Origin of the sequence: Sulfitobacter sp. R86518, from assembly GCF_042466275.1 — a bacterium.
GTDB classification, from domain to species: Bacteria; Pseudomonadota; Alphaproteobacteria; order Rhodobacterales; family Rhodobacteraceae; genus Sulfitobacter; species Sulfitobacter pontiacus.
In genome coordinates this window covers 2,539,471-2,555,069 of the sequence record NZ_JAXHCA010000005.1, presented here as the reverse complement: position 1 = coordinate 2,555,069, position 15,599 = coordinate 2,539,471, and the positions used below count along the sequence as shown (strand labels likewise).

The following is a 15,599-nucleotide window of genomic DNA, read 5'->3' as shown; positions in this document are numbered from 1 at the left end:
GGGCCTACCCGTTCTCGAGCGGGATCGGCAGATCCAGCCCGTGCTCTTTCAACAACGCATGCCGCCGTGCGACCTTGAGGTCATTCGCCACCATCTCTGCACACATCTCTTGCGCGGTGATCTGCGGTTCCCACCCGAGTTTCTTCTTCGCCTTGGCGGGCGACCCCAGCAGCGTCTCCACCTCGGCGGGGCGGAAATACTGCGGATCAATGCGCATCACCACATCGCCGGGGCTGACCGTGGGGGCATCCTCCCCAATGACGCTATCGACAACAGCATATTCATCCACGCCCGTGCCTTCAAACCGCAGGCTGATCCCAAGCTCTGCCGCCGACCACGTGATGAACTGGCGCACGGAATACTGCACGCCGGTGGCGATCACGAAATCCTCCGCTACGTCCTGCTGTAGCATCATCCACTGCATGCGCACATAATCTTTGGCGTGCCCCCAATCGCGCAGCGCGTCGATATTGCCCATATAAAGACACCCCTCCAACCCCTGCGCGATATTGGCCAAGCCGCGCGTGATCTTGCGCGTGACAAAGGTTTCGCCACGGCGGGCGCTTTCGTGGTTAAAAGGATGCCGTTGCAGGCATAGATCCCATAGGCCTCGCGATAATTAACCGTGATCCAATAGGCGTACATCTTGGCAACCGCATAGGGGCTGCGCGGGTGAAATGGTGTTTCCTCCGTCTGTGGTGTCTCTTGGACCAAGCCATACAGCTCAGAAGTTGATGCTTGGTAAAAGCGGGTCTTTTTTTCCAACCCCAGAAACCGGATCGCCTCTAACAACCGCAGGGCACCATTGGCGTTCACCTCTGTCGTATATTCGGGCGTCTCGAAACTGACCGCGACATGGCTTTGCGCGCCAAGGTTATAGACCTCGTCCGGCTGCACCTCGCGCATGATCCGCGTCAGGTTCGAACTGTCGGTGAGATCGCCATAATGCAGGATCAGATCGGGATCATCCTCGTGAGGGTCTTGATAAATATGATCAATCCGCTGCGTATTAAGAGATGACGACCGCCGCTTGATCCCGTGCACCTCGTATCCTTTGTCCAGCAAAAACTCCGCCAGATAGGACCCGTCTTGACCGGTGATACCGGTGATCAGCGCGCGTTTTACCATCAGGGCCCCTAAACGAAAAATGTGCCTGCCCGAGGGGGCAGACACATCAACATTTACTCAACTTAGAGGATTCTGGCGAGTCTTGATGCAATCAGAAGGTTTGGTCGTAGTCGCCAACCTCCGGCTCTGTCCGGATCACCGCGTCCAGATCGGCAAAGATCGCGCGCAATTCTTCCTCGGATTTAGAGCTTTCGCAGACCACCACAAGGTTCGGCGTGTTCGAAGAGGCGCGCACCAGCCCCCAGCTGCCGTTGTCCAGGATCACCCGCGCGCCATTCACGGCCACGACCTCTTTCACGGGGCGGCCGCCCAACTCACTCACGTCTTTCAACTTGGCGACGATCCGGTCGAGGATATCGTATTTGTCCTCGTCCGACGCATAGGGCGACATGGTGGGGGTGGAATATGTGTGGGGCAGGGCGCGGCGCAGGTCCGACATCTTCATGTCGGGGTTGCGGTCCATCAGTTTGCAGACTTCGACCGCAACGCGCATGCCGCAGTCATAGCCACGCCCGATGGGTTCAGCCAGGAAGTAGTGACCCGACTTCTCGAACCCCGCCAGCGCGCCCAACTGTTTGACCCGCCGTTTCATGTGGCTGTGGCCGGTTTTCCAATAGTCCGCCGTAACCCCATTGGCCTGCAAAACAGGGTCAGAGGCATATAGCCCGGTCGATTTCACATCGGCGACAAAGGTGCTGTTGGGGTAAATCGCGGACAGATCGCGCGCCATGATGACGCCCATCTTGTCGGCGAAAATCTCTTCGCCCTCGTCATCCACCACGCCGCAGCGGTCGCCGTCGCCGTCAAACCCAAGCGCGAAATCCGCGCCCGAGGCTTTTACGCTGTCGGACATATCATGCAGCATTTCCATTGCTTCGGGGTTCGGGTTGTAATGCGGGAACGTGTAATCCAGCGTGTTGTGGCTATCGACCACCTCGACCCCCAGACGGCGGAACAGTTCGGGCGCAAAGGCGGCCGCGGTGCCGTTCCCCGTGGCGCAGACGACCTTGAGCTTGCGGGTCATTTTGAAGTCACCCACCAGATCATCCAGATAGGCTTCGCGCACGCCATCGACGAATTCATACTTGCCGCCGTCGCGCTGTTCGCCACGCCCTTCCAGAACGATATCGCGCAGTTCGGCCATCTCGTCGGGGCCGTGGGTCAGCGGGCGTTCAAAGCCCATCTTCACGCCGGTCCAGCCATTGGGGTTATGCGAGGCGGTGACCATCGCCACCGCTGGCGCATCCAGATGGAATTGCGCGAAATAGGCCATGGGCGACAGACAGGGGCCGATATCCTTAACGTGAATACCCGCCTGCATCAGGCCCAAAATCAGCGCATTTTTAATCGATAGGGAATAGTCGCGGTAATCATTGCCCACAGCGATAACGGGCTCGATCCCGCGCTGTTGCATCTGCGTGCCCAGACCAAGGCCAAGCGCGGTGATGCCCGGCAGGTTAATCGCCTCGGGGTACTGCCAGCGCGCGTCATATTCGCGAAAACCGGTGGGGGCGATCATGGGGTCGCGCAGAAATTCCCATGTGTTCGGCGTGACTTTGGGCAACGGCTTGGTCATGAAATATCCTGATCTATCAGCGTTAAAATACTGCCCTCTTCGATAGAAGGAATGCGTGCAGGGATCAACTGACAGCAAGGGCGCGGGACGGTTTGTTGCCGACGGGGCGGCAAGGTGCCGGTCAAACAACCGGCAGTGCCTGCGAATGGTTCCCAAAGAAAACGCCCCGCCCTTTTGCAAAAGGACGGGGCGGATAGGTCGCGATGCTGTGGTGCCTTAGCCGATGATGGCGTTCAACGTGGCCGAGGGGCGCATCACCGCTTCGGTCTTGGCGGGGTCCGAATGGAAGTACCCGCCCAGATCGACAGGCTTGCCCTGAACCTCTGCCAGCTCGGCCATGATCTTGTCCTCATTCGCCGCCAGTTTTTCGGCGATGGGGGCAAAATGTTCGGCCAATGCGGCGTCGTCGCTCTGGCTGGCCAGCGCCTGCGCCCAGTAAAGGGCAAAGTAATAGTGGCTGGCGCGGTTGTCCGGCTCGCCCACTTTGCGCGATGGCGATTTGTTGTTGTCCAGAATGCCTTGGGTCGCGGCATCTACGGCTTTGCCCAGGACGGCGGCCTTGGCATTGTCCTTCTGGTCCGCGAGGAACTTGAGGCTTTCCCCAAGCGCACAGAACTCGCCCAGGCTGTCCCACCGCAGGTGGTTTTCTTCAACCAGCTGCTGCACGTGCTTGGGGGCAGACCCGCCCGCGCCGGTTTCAAACAGGCCACCGCCCTGCATCAGCTTGACGATCGACAACATCTTGGCCGAGGTGCCCAGTTCCAGAATGGGGAACAGGTCGGTCAGATAGTCGCGCAGCACGTTGCCGGTGATCGCGATCGAATTCTCGCCCTTGCGGATTGTCTCCAGCGTCTGGCGCGTGGCCTTCGCGGGGGACATGATCTGGAACTTGTCGGCCACGCCCTTGGCTTCAAGGATCGGCTTCACATAGGCGATCAGCTCTGCGTCATGGGCGCGGTTCTCGTCCAGCCAGAAGATCGCCTCGCAGCCTTCGGCTTTCTGACGGTCGATGGCCAGCTGCACCCAATCCTCGATCGGGGCCTTGCGGGCCGAGGCCGCGCGCCAGATGTCGTTCGCCTCGACGCTGTGCTCGGAAATCACGTCGCCATTGGCGGCGATCATTTTCACGGTGCCGTCAGCGGGGATCTCGAACGTGGTGGGGTGCGACCCGTATTCCTCGGCCTTCTGCGCCATCAAACCGATGTTCTGCACAGTGCCCGAGGTCGTCGGGTCCAGCGCGCCGGTTTCCTTGAAGTAATTAATGCTTTCTTCATAGACAGGGGCGTAAGAGTTGTCGGGGATCACGCAGTTGGTGTCGTGTTCCTTGTTGTCTGGGCCCCAGCCCTTGCCGCCAGCACGGATCAGCGCGGGCATGGACGCGTCGATGATCACGTCGGATGGCACGTGCAGGTTGGTGATCCCTTTGTCGGAATTCACCATATACATCGGCGGGCGTGCCGCCATCGCGTCTTCGACGGCTTGGGTGATCTCGGCGTTGTCCTTGATCCGCTCCATCATGTCGCCGATGCCTGCGTTCGGGTTCACACCCGCCGCTTTCAGTTCGTCACCGTATTTGTCGAAGACGGGCTTCAGATATTCCCGCACAGCGTGGCCAAAGATGATCGGGTCCGACACTTTCATCATCGTCGCTTTCATGTGCAACGAGAACAGCGTGCCGTCTTTCTTGGTCTCTTCGATCTGCTCGGCGAGGAATGTGTCCAGCGCCTTGGCAGACATGAAGGTGGTGTCGACCACAGTGCCCGCAGGGAAAGAAACGCCATCCTTCAACACGGTCTCGGTCCCGTCGGCGGCAACATGCACGATCTTGGCCGCACCGGCCTGCGCGTCGGTCAGCGTCAGGGATTTCTCGTTCGAGAAGAAATCACCGCCCGACATCGACGACACTTTGGTTTTGCTGTCCTTGGACCATGTGCCCATCGAATGGGGGTTCGCCATCGCGTATTTCTTGACCGCATTGGCCGCGCGACGGTCCGAGTTGCCTTCGCGCAGAACGGGGTTCACCGCAGAGCCCTTGATCGCGTCATAGGCCGCGCGGGCTTTCTTTTCCGCGTCGGTGCTTGGCGCTTCGGGATAGTCGGGCAGCGCATAGCCCTGACCCTGCAATTCCTTGATCGCCGCCACCAGCTGCGGCACCGAGGCAGAGATATTCGGCAGCTTGATCACATTGGCGTCGGGCGTTTTCACCAGATCGCCCAGAATCGCCAGATCGTCGGACTGTTTTTGCGCCTCGGTCAGCGCGTCGGGGAAGGCCGCCAGAATACGCCCCGACAAAGAGATATCACGGGTGCCCACAGAAACCCCTGCCGCATCGGCAAAGCTGCGGATGATCGGCAGCAGCGAATAGCTTGCCAGTTCGGGGGCCTCATCGACCTGCGTGTAAATGATGTCGGGTGTCTGTGTCTCAGCCATGGTATCCAGCCTTTCCTGAAGTTTGGTATGCGATAGTACACTTAGTTTGAAATATCCACCTCCCCCGCGTCGCGAAGGCAGCGAAACTGCGGCCAGCGGCGGCGAAACGCGCAGGGCGATGCCCAAGCCACCACACAGCGCCCCCCGCAGCATTGCAAAACGAATCACTCACCTCTCCGTGGGGCGAGCGGGGTTGATGCCGTTAACGCTCACACACGCGGTAAGTGCGGGCAATGAACCCATACCGTGTCACGCTGCCTATTTGTTCAACCATCAGGGGGATGTGCCCTCTGGTAACAGGTGATTCGGTGCAATTCTTGGTCGCAAACCAAAGCCGATGTCGCTAAGCGCACCCAAATCCCGAGGCAACGAACTGGTTTACTTTGATTTTTGATAAAGTTTGTAAAAAATGCTGAAGCGCCGCAATAATAATAGCCGCGGGGCATGTGTGACCACTGCCGGACCGCGCAACGCGCAGGTCATGCACCTTGATGGCCTGATCAGAGGGACCGGGGTGTCATGACGGACCGAAAGGAAGACGGCACAAGCAAGGATGGTCGCGTCGCCCGCGGCGAGATCACCCGCGAACGCGTGCTCGACGCGGCAGAGCGGTGCTTCGCCGAGCTTGGCTTTGATGCGGTCAGCATCCGCCGGATCGCGCGCGAAGCCGAAGTCACGCTGGGGGTGGTCGGCTTTCACGGGGGCACCAAACAAGAGCTTTTCGTGACCGTGCTGAAACGGCGGGTCGAAACGCTCAACGCCATGCGCATGGCGCGGCTCGATGCGCTCAAATCGACAGAGCGGCTTACGCTGGAGACGCTGATCGACGCCTATGTCACCCCGTATCTCGAAATCGCCTCGCGCGGGGATCCGCAATGGCGGGCCTATGCGCAGCTGGTGGCGCGGATCATGTCTGACGAACGCTATTACCGCGAGGCAGGGCCGCTTTATGATCGCGTCGCCTCTATCTACCTTGATGAAATGGCGCGTCTGCGTCCCGATTCCGACCGTGAACAGCTTGCCGCGGTGCTGTCGCTGACCGTGTCCTCGATGGTGTCCATCGTCGCAAGCGGCATCCGCATCGCGGGCCTGTCGCAAAGTGATCGGCGCGAAAGCCCTATGGTGTACCGCCCGCTCTTGCTTGATTTTTGTGTGGGTGGCGTTCTGCGCGCGCTTGAGCCAAAGTGCTAGGCAACTCAACGCGATAAAAGGCCCCACGTCATGAAATCCTATCCCAAAGTCTGGTTCCTGCGGCACGGTGAAACCGAATGGAACGCAGAAGGGAGGGTGCAGGGCCAGACCGAATCCGTGCTCTCCGAACGGGGCAGGGTCCATGCGCAGCAGCAGGCCGAGCTGATGGCCCCTATCCTTGCGGATAACCCGCCCTGCATCGTGTCGCCGCTCAAACGCACGCGCCAGACCGCGGATATCGCCCTTGGCGGGCGGGACTACCAGACCGACGATCGCCTGAAAGAGATTTTCGCCGGCGATTGGGAAGGCCACCTGCGCGCCGATATCTTCAAGAACCTGCCCGAAGGCATCACGGCGCAAAGCCCCCATATGGAATTCTATTGCGCCGCTCCCGGTGGCGAAGGCTTTGACGTGTTTCAGGCGCGGGTGAATGCCTTTGTCGACACGCTGACCGAACCTACCGTCGTGGTCGCTCACGGGCTCAGCGGCCAGCTTTTGCGCGGTGCGCTCTGCGGGTTGAGCCGCGCCGAGCTGGGCCAGTTGTCAAACCGGCAGGGCTGCGTCTATGTGCTTGAAAACGGGCAGGAAACGGTGCTGTCGGTTGACTGACACGACCTCGATGATGCCCCCCTGCACCGTGGCCGTCATCGGCTGCGGCTTGATCGGCGCAAGCTGGGCCGCGCTGTTCCAGCACGCAGGCCACAGCGTCCGCGCGTGGGACCCTGACACAGATGCCCGCGACGGTTTCGCCGCCCGCGTGGCGGGCCCCTTGGCGCAACTGCAAGAAATCTCGGCGGGGGCGGCCCCCCAAGGCGCGCTTTCAACCCACGAGAGTTTGCAAGACGCCCTGCAAGACGTTGTGTTGATCCAGGAAAACGCGCCCGAGAACGTGCCGCTGAAACACCAGCTTTACGCACAGATCGAAGGCATCGTCGCGCCGGATGTGATCATTGCCTCCAGCACTTCGGCGCACCCGTGGTCGGATCTTGTGCCGGGGATGCAGCACCCCGACAGGCTGATCACCGCACATCCCTTCAATCCGCCCCATCTGGTGCCGCTGGTCGAAGTCTACGGCCCCGATCCTCAGGTGCTCGACTGGGCCGAAGGGTTCTACCGCAGCCTCGGCTCTGCGCCGGTGCGGCTGAAAAAAGATGCGGTGGGGCATATCGCCAACCGGCTGTCCTCGGCGCTCTGGCGCGAGGCGGTGCATATCGTCGCCGAGGGCATCGCCGATGTCGAAGCGGTGGATCAGGCGCTGGTCAACGGACCGGGGCTGCGCTGGTCGGTGCTGGGGGCGCATGTGGCCTATCACCTTGGCGGGGGCGCCGGAGGCATGGCGGGCTATCTGGCCCATCTCGGGCCAAGCCAGCAGAAACGTTGGGATAATCTCGGCGCGCCTACGCTCGACGCCAATACCTGCGCGCGTCTGGTCGACGGGGTGAACATTGAGGCTGCAGGCCGCAGCATCGCCCAGCTAGAGGCCGAACGCGACGCCGCCCTGATTGAACTTGCACAGATGCGCAAACGGCTGGCGGATCGGAAAGCCTAAGGCCACGCGGCCCTAGATGGATTTGCGAGCGCGCATCGCTGCGGTGATCGTCCCATCGTCAAGGTAATCAAGTTCCCCGCCGATCGGCACACCCTGTGCCAGAGAGGTCAACCGCACCTGACCCTCAAGCTGGTCCGCGATATAATGCGCCGTGGTCTGCCCGTCGATGGTGGCGTTCAGCGCCAGAATAACCTCCGACACGGCCTCGTCGCGCACACGGTCCATCAGCCGGGGGATGCGCAATTCCTGCGGGCCGATGGCATCCAGTGCCGACAGCGTGCCACCCAGCACATGATAACGCCCCTTGAACACGCCCGACCGTTCCATCGCCCACAGATCGGCAACATCCTCGACCACGCAAATCTCGCCATTGGCGCGTTTTTCCGACGTGCAGATGTCGCAGATATCGGCGGTACCCACATTGCCGCAGTTGATGCATTCGCGCGCCGTCGCCGCCACGGTCTGCATCATATCGGCCAAAGGCGTCAGCAACAGCGCGCGCTTGCGGATCAGATGCAGCACCGCCCGGCGGGCCGAGCGTGGCCCCAATCCGGGCAGCCGCGCCATCAGGTCGATGAGCGCATCAATGTCGCGTGTGCTGCTCATCTGTGGACCCCCATGGCGTTGGTGTGAAAGAGTTTTAATGCCTTCGGCGAGGATTTAACCCCATTTGGAAGGATCAGAACGGCAGCTTCATATCCGCGGGCAGACCCATGCCTTCGGTCAGCTTGCTCATCTCGGATTGGGCGCGGTCGGTGGCTTTGGTCTGCGCGTCCTTGATCGCGGCGAGGATCAGGTCCTCGACGACTTCTTTCTCGTCGCCGTTGAAGATCGACGGATCGATATCCAGCGACTTCAGCTCGCCCTTGGCAGTGCAGGTCGCCTTGACCAGACCGGCACCGGATTCCCCTTCGACGATGATATTATGCATGTCTTCTTGCAGCTGCGCCATCTTGCCCTGCATCTGCTGCGCCGTCTTCATCATCTTGGCCATGTCACCCATGGCACCCAAACCTTTAAGCATGTGGTCGTCTCCTGTAGCTTTATTTGCTTACGTATATGCGGTCTTTGCCGCCCCCCGACAAGGGGTGCCCCGGCGTGGACAGGTCGCGGGCAGAGCAGGGGCAGGCGGGGTCAGTCGTCCTCGAAAGGGTCCCATTCGTCTTCGACCTCGGGCAGCGCTTCGGACACGGCGGCGGCGGCGATTTCCTCGGGCGTGCGGATCGACAGGATCTTGGCACCGGGAAAGCTCGCCATGACGGCCTGCATCAACGGGTGGTTTTCCGCCTGCGATTTCAGCGCGTTTTCCTTGGCGTCGCGGATCTCGGCGATGGTTTTCGCGCTGCTGTCGCCCACGATGGTCACGGCCCAGCGGTTGCCGGTCCACAGTTGCAGCCGCGTGCCAAGACGCTGCGCCAGATCGCGGGGGGCGCTGTCGGTGGGGGTGAATTCGATCCGCCCCGGTTGATAGGCCGCCAGCCGGACCGAGGTCTCGACCTCCACCAACAGCTTCACGTCGCGGTTGCTGCGGATCAGCTCGACCACATGTTCAAATGTCGGGTAGTGCGCCAAAGCCTGCACCACCGCCGGCGCAAGTGCCGCCATCGTCGCGCCGCCCGCTGGCCCGCCCGACATCTGCTGGCTGCCCATAGCGCTGGTCGATCCACCCCCGGCGGGCACGGCGGCCCCGCCCCCCGGACCCTGCGGCGGGGCGGGAGGAGGCGTGGTATTGGCCAGCTTGCGGGCAAGCTCTTCAGGGCTGGGCAGATCGGCGACATGGGTCAGGCGGATCACGGCCATCTCGGCGGCCATCATCGCATTGGGCGCGCTTGCCACCTCGTCCAGCGCTTTCAGCAACATCTGCCACAGACGGGTCAGCACCCGCATCGGCAGGGTTTCCGCCATGGTGACGCCACGGCTGCGTTCCTCGGGCGAGACGGTGGGATCTTCGGCGGCATCGGGGGTGATCTTGACCACCGATACCCAATGGGTGATCTCGGCCAGATCGCGCAGCACGGCCATCGGGTCGGCCCCGTCGGAATACTGGTTGCCCAGCTCGTCCAGCGCGCCGGCCGCATCGCCGCGCAGGATCATATCGAACAGGTCCAGCACCCGCCCGCGATCCGCCAGCCCCAGCATCGCACGCACCTGCACCGCCGTCGTTTCACCCGCCCCGTGGCTGATTGCCTGATCCAGCAAGGACGTGGCATCGCGCGCCGACCCCTCGGCGGCACGGGTGATCAGCGCCAGCGCATCGTCTGCAATCTCGGCCCCTTCGGCGGTGGCGATCTTGCGCATCAGCGCGATCATCACCTCGGGCTCGATCCGGCGCAAATCAAAGCGTTGGCAGCGCGACAGCACGGTCACGGGCACCTTGCGGATCTCGGTCGTGGCGAAGATGAATTTGACGTGCTCTGGCGGTTCCTCAAGCGTCTTCAGCAGCGCGTTGAACGCGCCGGTCGACAGCATGTGCACCTCATCGATGATATAGACTTTGTACCGGGCCGAGGCCGCGCGGTAATGCACGCTGTCGATAATCTCGCGGATATTGCCGACGCCGGTGTTCGATGCGGCGTCCATCTCCATCACGTCGACATGACGGCCCTCCATGATGGCGACGCAATGTTCGCAGACCCCGCAGGGTTCCGTCGTCGGCCCGCCGTTGCCGTCCGGCCCGATGCAATTCATCCCCTTGGCGATGATCCGTGCTGTCGTCGTTTTGCCGGTCCCGCGGATGCCGGTCATGATAAACGCCTGCGCAATGCGATCCGCCTCGAACGCGTTTTTCAGCGTGCGCACCATCGCGTCCTGCCCGACCAGATCGGCAAAGGTTTCAGGCCGGTATTTGCGGGCCAATACGCGATAGGCAGAGGGTGCTGTCATGACGATCCTGCAAGATTCGATTGAAGCCCTGAACCTAGAGCATCCAAAGGATGCCGCCAACCGCAACCGAGGCAAAGCTGAAAATCACCGCCAGCGTCTTCATCCGCGCATTGGGTTGCGCATTGGCATGGTGGTCGTTCAGCCGGTCCAGCGTCTTGGTCGCCGCATCATGGGCCGCCCAGAAGATATAGACCGCCGCGACGACAAAGATCGTCGCCACGCTTTTCGCGGCCCAGGTCGGGTCAAAATCACCGAACACCGCCTTAAGCCCGATCGCCACCGCAAGCGACGCCATCCCCGTGCGCATCCATCCTGCAAAGGTGCGCTCGTTCGCCAAAATCGTGCGGTCTTCGGCCCAGTCGGTGCGGTTCTCGGCCAGCTCATTGCTTTTATTCATTGAACTATTGTGCGCGTCGCGCGTTACGCTGACAATAATATTTGACATAGCGGGGACAGATTTATGCGGTTGCGCGGCATCAGAAGAAGCAAAAACGTAGAGGTCCGCCGCGGCGGGCGCGGGGGCGGTGCCGGGCGTGCGGGCGGTCTGGGGATCGTCGGCGTTTTGGCGGTGCTGGCGATCGGCTATTTCACCGGCATCGACGTATCGCCCTTGCTGAACGGGGGCGGCGCGCCGCAAACCCAGCAGGGCGCGCCGGTCTCTGACTTTGACGCGCAGGCCACGCAGTTCACCGCGCAGGTGCTGGCCACGACCGAAGATGTCTGGGGTGCGATTTTCCCGCAGCAGTTGGGTCGCGAATATGTACCGCCAAAGCTCGTTGTCTTTTCCAACGTCACGCAAAGTGCCTGTGGCGGGGCCTCTGGCGCGACGGGGCCGTTCTACTGCCCTGCGGATGAAAAGGCCTATATCGACACGCAATTCTTTGATCTTCTGGCGCAGCGCATGGGGGCAGGCGGGGATTTCGCCGCCGCCTATGTGATTGCCCACGAGGTCGCCCACCACGTTCAGAACGAACTGGGTATCCTGCCCAAGGTTGACGCGCTGCGCCGCCAATCCTCTACGGCCGAGGCGAACGCCCTGACCGTGCGGCTCGAGCTTATGGCCGATTGTTTTTCGGGGATCTGGGCCAAGAACGTCAAAGGTCTGATGGAGCGGGGCGATCTGGACGAGGCATTGAACGCCGCACGCAAGATCGGCGATGACCACCTGCAACGTCAGGCCGGTCGCGTCCCGCAGCCGCACACCTTTACCCACGGCACGTCCGAGCAGCGTTCAAGCTGGTTCCAGCGCGGGTTCGATAGCGGTCAGGTCGGCCAATGCGACACATTCGCGGCAGAGCAGCTGTAACAGCGTTCGGTGCTATAACGGAAAAATAATGAGTATAAACAACAGGTTAAGTTACCCATGGGTAACCTGACCTGTTGCCTGTGGCCGTGCCGAAATGCCGATAGCCAACCGCATCGGGGCGCTGCGGGGCAGGGACGATAAGCAATCTATATGTGGCGGGGTGGGCTGCCCCTCTCGGGCCATCCTTTGGATGACCCTGCGGGGCGACGCGTATTTTGCGGGGCAAAATACGCTGGGGTGAGAGGCTGATAACGACCCAAGTGGGTCTCGTTACGGCTGCTTCCTTCCGGATCTGACCGGGTTGGCGAGGCACCTGCCCGCACCAACCTCTCACCGCCCATATAGTATAGGGCCGGATGGGATGCAAGACGGGCCCAAAGGCGATTTTATCTCGGGCGTTTTTAACGGGCACGGCGCCATGCAGCCTTGGCATCGCGCGATTTGGCCAATAGGCATGGTGCACGCAAACGGGAGGATACGCATGAAGCACGCCGAGACGGTCACTTTCGGAGGGTCAGCGCTTGACCGCGCCGGAGAGGTTCGCGCCGACAAGGAGGCCGTGGCCGCATTGCGCGCCGATGATGCCGCCCGCGCCATTCTGTTCTGGCGGGGTAAGGTCCTGATCGACCCCGCGCGCCCCGCGTCTGTTGTGCGTTTGCCGCTGGATCACCCCGTTCTGGCGGATGCCGGCTCTGCTCCGATTTTGCTGGGGCGCGAAGAGGGGGCCGCGCGTTTTGCCTATGACCTGTCGCCGTGGATGCCCGATGACTTCGACCCGCGCCAGCTGGGGTCTTTCGTCGATCAAAGCGAACAGCGCCACCCGATGTTGCCGCCCGACTATGCTTTCGTCGAAATGCGCCGCGTGATGACATGGCTCAGCCCGCGTGACGCCGAACTCGCCGCGACCGGCAAGGCCATTCTGGCGTGGCACGAAAACCACGGCTACTGCGCCCGCTGCGGCTTTGAAACCGTGGTGAATGACGCAGGCTGGCAACGCAACTGCCCCGCGTGCCGCGCGTCGCATTTTCCGCGCACCGATCCGGTTGTGATCATGCTGATTACCCACGGCAACTCTGTCCTGATGGGGCGGTCGCCGGGCTGGCCCGAGGGGATGTTCTCGCTTTTGGCGGGGTTTGTCGAACCGGGTGAAACGCTCGAAGCCGCCGTGCGCCGCGAGGTGTTCGAAGAGGCGGGCGTGCAGGTCGGTCAGGTCAGCTATCTTGCCAGCCAGCCTTGGCCGTTTCCCGCGTCGCTTATGTTCGGCTGCGCCGGAGAGGCGACAAGCCACGAGATCACCATCGACCCCAAAGAGATCGAAGAGGCCCTTTGGGTGTCCAAAGAGGACATGATGGATGTCTTTGCCGGGCAACACCCCAAGATCAAACCGGCCCGAAAGGGGGCGATTGCGCATTTCCTGCTGGAAAACTGGCTTGCGGATACGCTGGATTAAGGCAACCTTCGGGAAAGACGACGAACAAGGCAGAACATGAAATTTTCCACCAAAGAAGACATCGACGCGCCGATTGATGCGGTATTCGACATGCTGTGCGAATTTGACCAGTTCGAACGCGCCGCCATGCGCCGCGGCGCAGAGGTGCAGCGCGTGGACCGGCTCGCAGAAGCGGGACCGGGGATGCAGTGGGAAGCTGCCTTTGACATGCGCGGCAAACGACGCGAGCTTCAGATCGAGATGGACCGTTTTGACCGCCCGACCGAAATGAAGCTGAACACCCGTTCGCAGGGGCTGACCGGCGATATGAGCTTTGATCTCGTCGCCCTGTCACGCAGCCGCACGCGCATCATGGTCGCGCTAGAGCTCAAGCCGCAAAACCTGTCGGCCCGTCTGCTGGTGCAGTCGTTGAAACTGGCCAAGAATTCGCTGACCAAGAAGTTCAAGAAACGTGTCGGCGACTACGCCAAGGACATGGAAGACCGCTACCACAAACCCCGCTAGGGGGGGGGCGCTGGTTACCGCGCTTACTGGCCGTGACGGTCGGGATGCGCGGGGTAGACGCCCAGAATATCGATGAAGTTGGTGAAATGCGCCAACTCCTCCAGCGCGCGGGCAACGGCGGGGTCTTCGGGGTGGCCTTCGATATCGGCATAGAACTGTGTCGCCGTGAACGACCCGCCCGCCATGTAGCTTTCCAGCTTGGTCATGTTGACGCCATTGGTCGCGAAACCGCCCATGGCCTTGTAAAGTGCTGCCGGGATGTTGCGCACCTGAAAGACAAAGGTGGTCAGCATGTTTTCCGCACGGCGGGTCCGGTCCAGCTCGGGCGACATCAGCAAAAAGCGGGTGGTGTTATGGTCCAGATCCTCGATGTCGCGGGCCAGCACCTTGAGCCCGTGAATATCCGCCGCGACCTCGCTTGCCAGCACACCGACATCGCGTTCCTCCGACACTGCAAGATCTGCCGCAGCCCCTGCGCTGTCCGCCGCTGCCTCTGAGGTGATGCCATGGGCGTCTAGCCAGCTGCGCGCCTGCGGGATCAGCACCATATGCGCGCGCACGTGTTTGATGTCTTCGAGCTTCACGCCGTCATGGGCCATCAGGCTGATGCGCACGCGCACGAAAGCCTCTGCGATGATGCGCAGCCCGCTTTGCGGCAACAGCCGGTGGATGTCCGCAACCCGCCCGTAGGTCGAGTTTTCGACCGGCAGCATCGCCAGATCGGCGCGGCCTTCGCGCACGGCGCGGATCACCCCTTCGAAGGTCATGCAGGGCACCGGGATCATGTCGGGGCGGGCTTGCAGGCAGGCTTCGTGGCTATAGGCCCCCAAAGCACCTTGAAAAGCGATGCGCGGCGCGGTTTTACTGGTCATCAGGGGCATCCTTCTTCAAGCCGTTGCCAACTATGGCGTTTGGTCGCGGTAACTACACCTTGCCCCGACGAAGGGAAAGCAATAGATACGCCTGCAATACGATGCCCGAATACCAACGATGGACCTTCACGCATGTTCGATACAATGACCGTTACCAAAATCGCTGCCGGCCTGTTTGGCGCTTGGCTTGTCCTTCTGCTTGGCAAATTCGCGGGCGAAGAGCTTTATCATGCCGAAGCGCATGGCGAACAAGGCTATGTCATTGAAGTGGCAGACGCCTCTGGTGGCGGTGAGCCCGCTGAAGAAGTCGATTTCGCCGAGATCATGGCGGCCGCTGATCCGGCCAAGGGTGAAAAGGTTTTCCGCAAATGTTCGGCCTGTCACAAGGTTGAGGATGGTACGAATGCGGTTGGTCCCTACCTCTACGGTGTTGTCGGGCGTCCGGTTGATTCCGCTGACGGGTATGCGTCCTACTCCGGCGCGCTTGAGAAAGCGGCAGAGACATGGACCCCCGAGAACCTGAACGCCTTCCTGACCAAGCCTGCCGGTTTCGCGCCAGGCACCACAATGGGTTTCGCGGGTCTGCCCAAGATCGAAGACCGGGCGAATGTGATCGCCTATCTCGACAGCCTGGACAACTGATCCACCCCATATTCCGATTGCAAGGCCGCCCCCTCGTGGGCGGCCTTTTGCTGTGAAGTGTCCTGTTT

The 15,599-nt window shown here is 61.4% G+C and carries 14 protein-coding genes, 1 other RNA gene and 1 pseudogene; 7 read left to right on the top strand and 9 right to left on the bottom strand.

Translation table 11 applies throughout. The features are described from left to right. Window positions 1-4 precede the first annotated feature (4 nt). From gmd to SJY36_RS13640, 3 genes and pseudogenes are all read right to left on the bottom strand, one after another. Window positions 5-1,128 (bottom strand): annotated as a pseudogene (gmd, locus tag SJY36_RS13650) (GDP-mannose 4,6-dehydratase). A gap of 91 nt (window positions 1,129-1,219) precedes the next feature. Next, window positions 1,220-2,704: a phosphomannomutase/phosphoglucomutase gene (locus SJY36_RS13645; RefSeq protein WP_386175817.1), complete on the bottom strand. Its 1,485-nt coding sequence runs from the start codon at window positions 2,702-2,704 to the stop codon at window positions 1,220-1,222. A gap of 216 nt (window positions 2,705-2,920) precedes the next feature. Beyond that, a complete protein-coding gene (locus tag SJY36_RS13640; RefSeq protein ID WP_037941185.1) occupies window positions 2,921-5,134 on the bottom strand; it encodes an NADP-dependent isocitrate dehydrogenase in 2,214 nt (737 codons plus the stop codon). Between the two features lie 519 nt (window positions 5,135-5,653). Here SJY36_RS13640 and SJY36_RS13635 point away from each other — a divergent pair. The 3 genes from SJY36_RS13635 to SJY36_RS13625 are packed head-to-tail and all read left to right on the top strand — an operon-like array spanning window position 5,654 to window position 7,874. Beyond that, window positions 5,654-6,325: a TetR/AcrR family transcriptional regulator gene (locus tag SJY36_RS13635; RefSeq protein ID WP_037941187.1), complete on the top strand. Its 672-nt coding sequence runs from the start codon at window positions 5,654-5,656 to the stop codon at window positions 6,323-6,325. Window positions 6,326-6,355: 30 nt separating this feature from the next. After that, window positions 6,356-6,934, top strand: a complete 579-nt coding sequence (locus tag SJY36_RS13630; protein ID WP_005850056.1) for a histidine phosphatase family protein — start codon at window positions 6,356-6,358, stop codon at window positions 6,932-6,934. Beyond that, window positions 6,927-7,874, top strand: coding sequence for a 3-hydroxyacyl-CoA dehydrogenase NAD-binding domain-containing protein (locus SJY36_RS13625; RefSeq protein WP_386175812.1), 948 nt, complete (start codon window positions 6,927-6,929; stop codon window positions 7,872-7,874). The genes SJY36_RS13630 and SJY36_RS13625 overlap by 8 nt, the downstream gene beginning before the upstream one ends. A 12-nt stretch (window positions 7,875-7,886) precedes the next feature. On the opposite strand, the gene recR is transcribed toward SJY36_RS13625, so the two are convergent. The 4 genes from recR to SJY36_RS13605 all read right to left on the bottom strand — a co-directional run bounded on the left by recR (window position 7,887) and on the right by SJY36_RS13605 (window position 11,154). Beyond that, on the bottom strand, window positions 7,887-8,480 hold the full coding sequence (recR, locus tag SJY36_RS13620) for a recombination mediator RecR (RefSeq protein ID WP_005850052.1): 594 nt from the start codon (window positions 8,478-8,480) through the stop codon (window positions 7,887-7,889). Window positions 8,481-8,553: 73 nt separating this feature from the next. Continuing rightward, entirely contained in the window at window positions 8,554-8,898 is a 345-nt protein-coding gene (locus tag SJY36_RS13615; protein WP_005850050.1) for a YbaB/EbfC family nucleoid-associated protein, read from the bottom strand. 110 nt (window positions 8,899-9,008) lie between these two features. After that, window positions 9,009-10,757 (bottom strand): DNA polymerase III subunit gamma/tau, encoded by a 1,749-nt coding sequence (locus SJY36_RS13610; RefSeq protein ID WP_386175808.1) that lies wholly within the window; start codon window positions 10,755-10,757, stop codon window positions 9,009-9,011. Between the two features lie 34 nt (window positions 10,758-10,791). After that, a complete protein-coding gene (locus SJY36_RS13605) occupies window positions 10,792-11,154 on the bottom strand; it encodes a DUF202 domain-containing protein (protein WP_037966831.1) in 363 nt (120 codons plus the stop codon). 63 nt (window positions 11,155-11,217) lie between these two features. Between SJY36_RS13605 and SJY36_RS13600 the strand changes: the two genes are divergently transcribed. Then, a complete protein-coding gene (locus SJY36_RS13600; RefSeq protein ID WP_386175805.1) occupies window positions 11,218-12,063 on the top strand; it encodes a neutral zinc metallopeptidase in 846 nt (281 codons plus the stop codon). 235 nt (window positions 12,064-12,298) lie between these two features. Here the strand turns inward: SJY36_RS13600 and ffs are convergent. Beyond that, window positions 12,299-12,396: signal recognition particle sRNA small type (gene ffs, locus SJY36_RS13595), an RNA gene on the bottom strand. A 148-nt stretch (window positions 12,397-12,544) separates the two neighbouring features. Between ffs and nudC the strand changes: the two genes are divergently transcribed. Then, window positions 12,545-13,513: an NAD(+) diphosphatase gene (gene nudC / locus SJY36_RS13590; RefSeq protein ID WP_132998169.1), complete on the top strand. Its 969-nt coding sequence runs from the start codon at window positions 12,545-12,547 to the stop codon at window positions 13,511-13,513. Between the two features lie 36 nt (window positions 13,514-13,549). Next, a complete protein-coding gene (locus SJY36_RS13585) occupies window positions 13,550-14,017 on the top strand; it encodes an SRPBCC family protein (protein WP_386175802.1) in 468 nt (155 codons plus the stop codon). Window positions 14,018-14,040: 23 nt separating this feature from the next. On the opposite strand, the gene SJY36_RS13580 is transcribed toward SJY36_RS13585, so the two are convergent. After that, a complete protein-coding gene (locus SJY36_RS13580) occupies window positions 14,041-14,889 on the bottom strand; it encodes a prephenate dehydratase (protein ID WP_005850039.1) in 849 nt (282 codons plus the stop codon). A gap of 132 nt (window positions 14,890-15,021) precedes the next feature. On the opposite strand from SJY36_RS13580, the gene SJY36_RS13575 reads away from it, so the two are divergent. After that, window positions 15,022-15,531: a c-type cytochrome gene (locus tag SJY36_RS13575; protein WP_386175799.1), complete on the top strand. Its 510-nt coding sequence runs from the start codon at window positions 15,022-15,024 to the stop codon at window positions 15,529-15,531. Window positions 15,532-15,599: the final 68 nt, after the last annotated feature.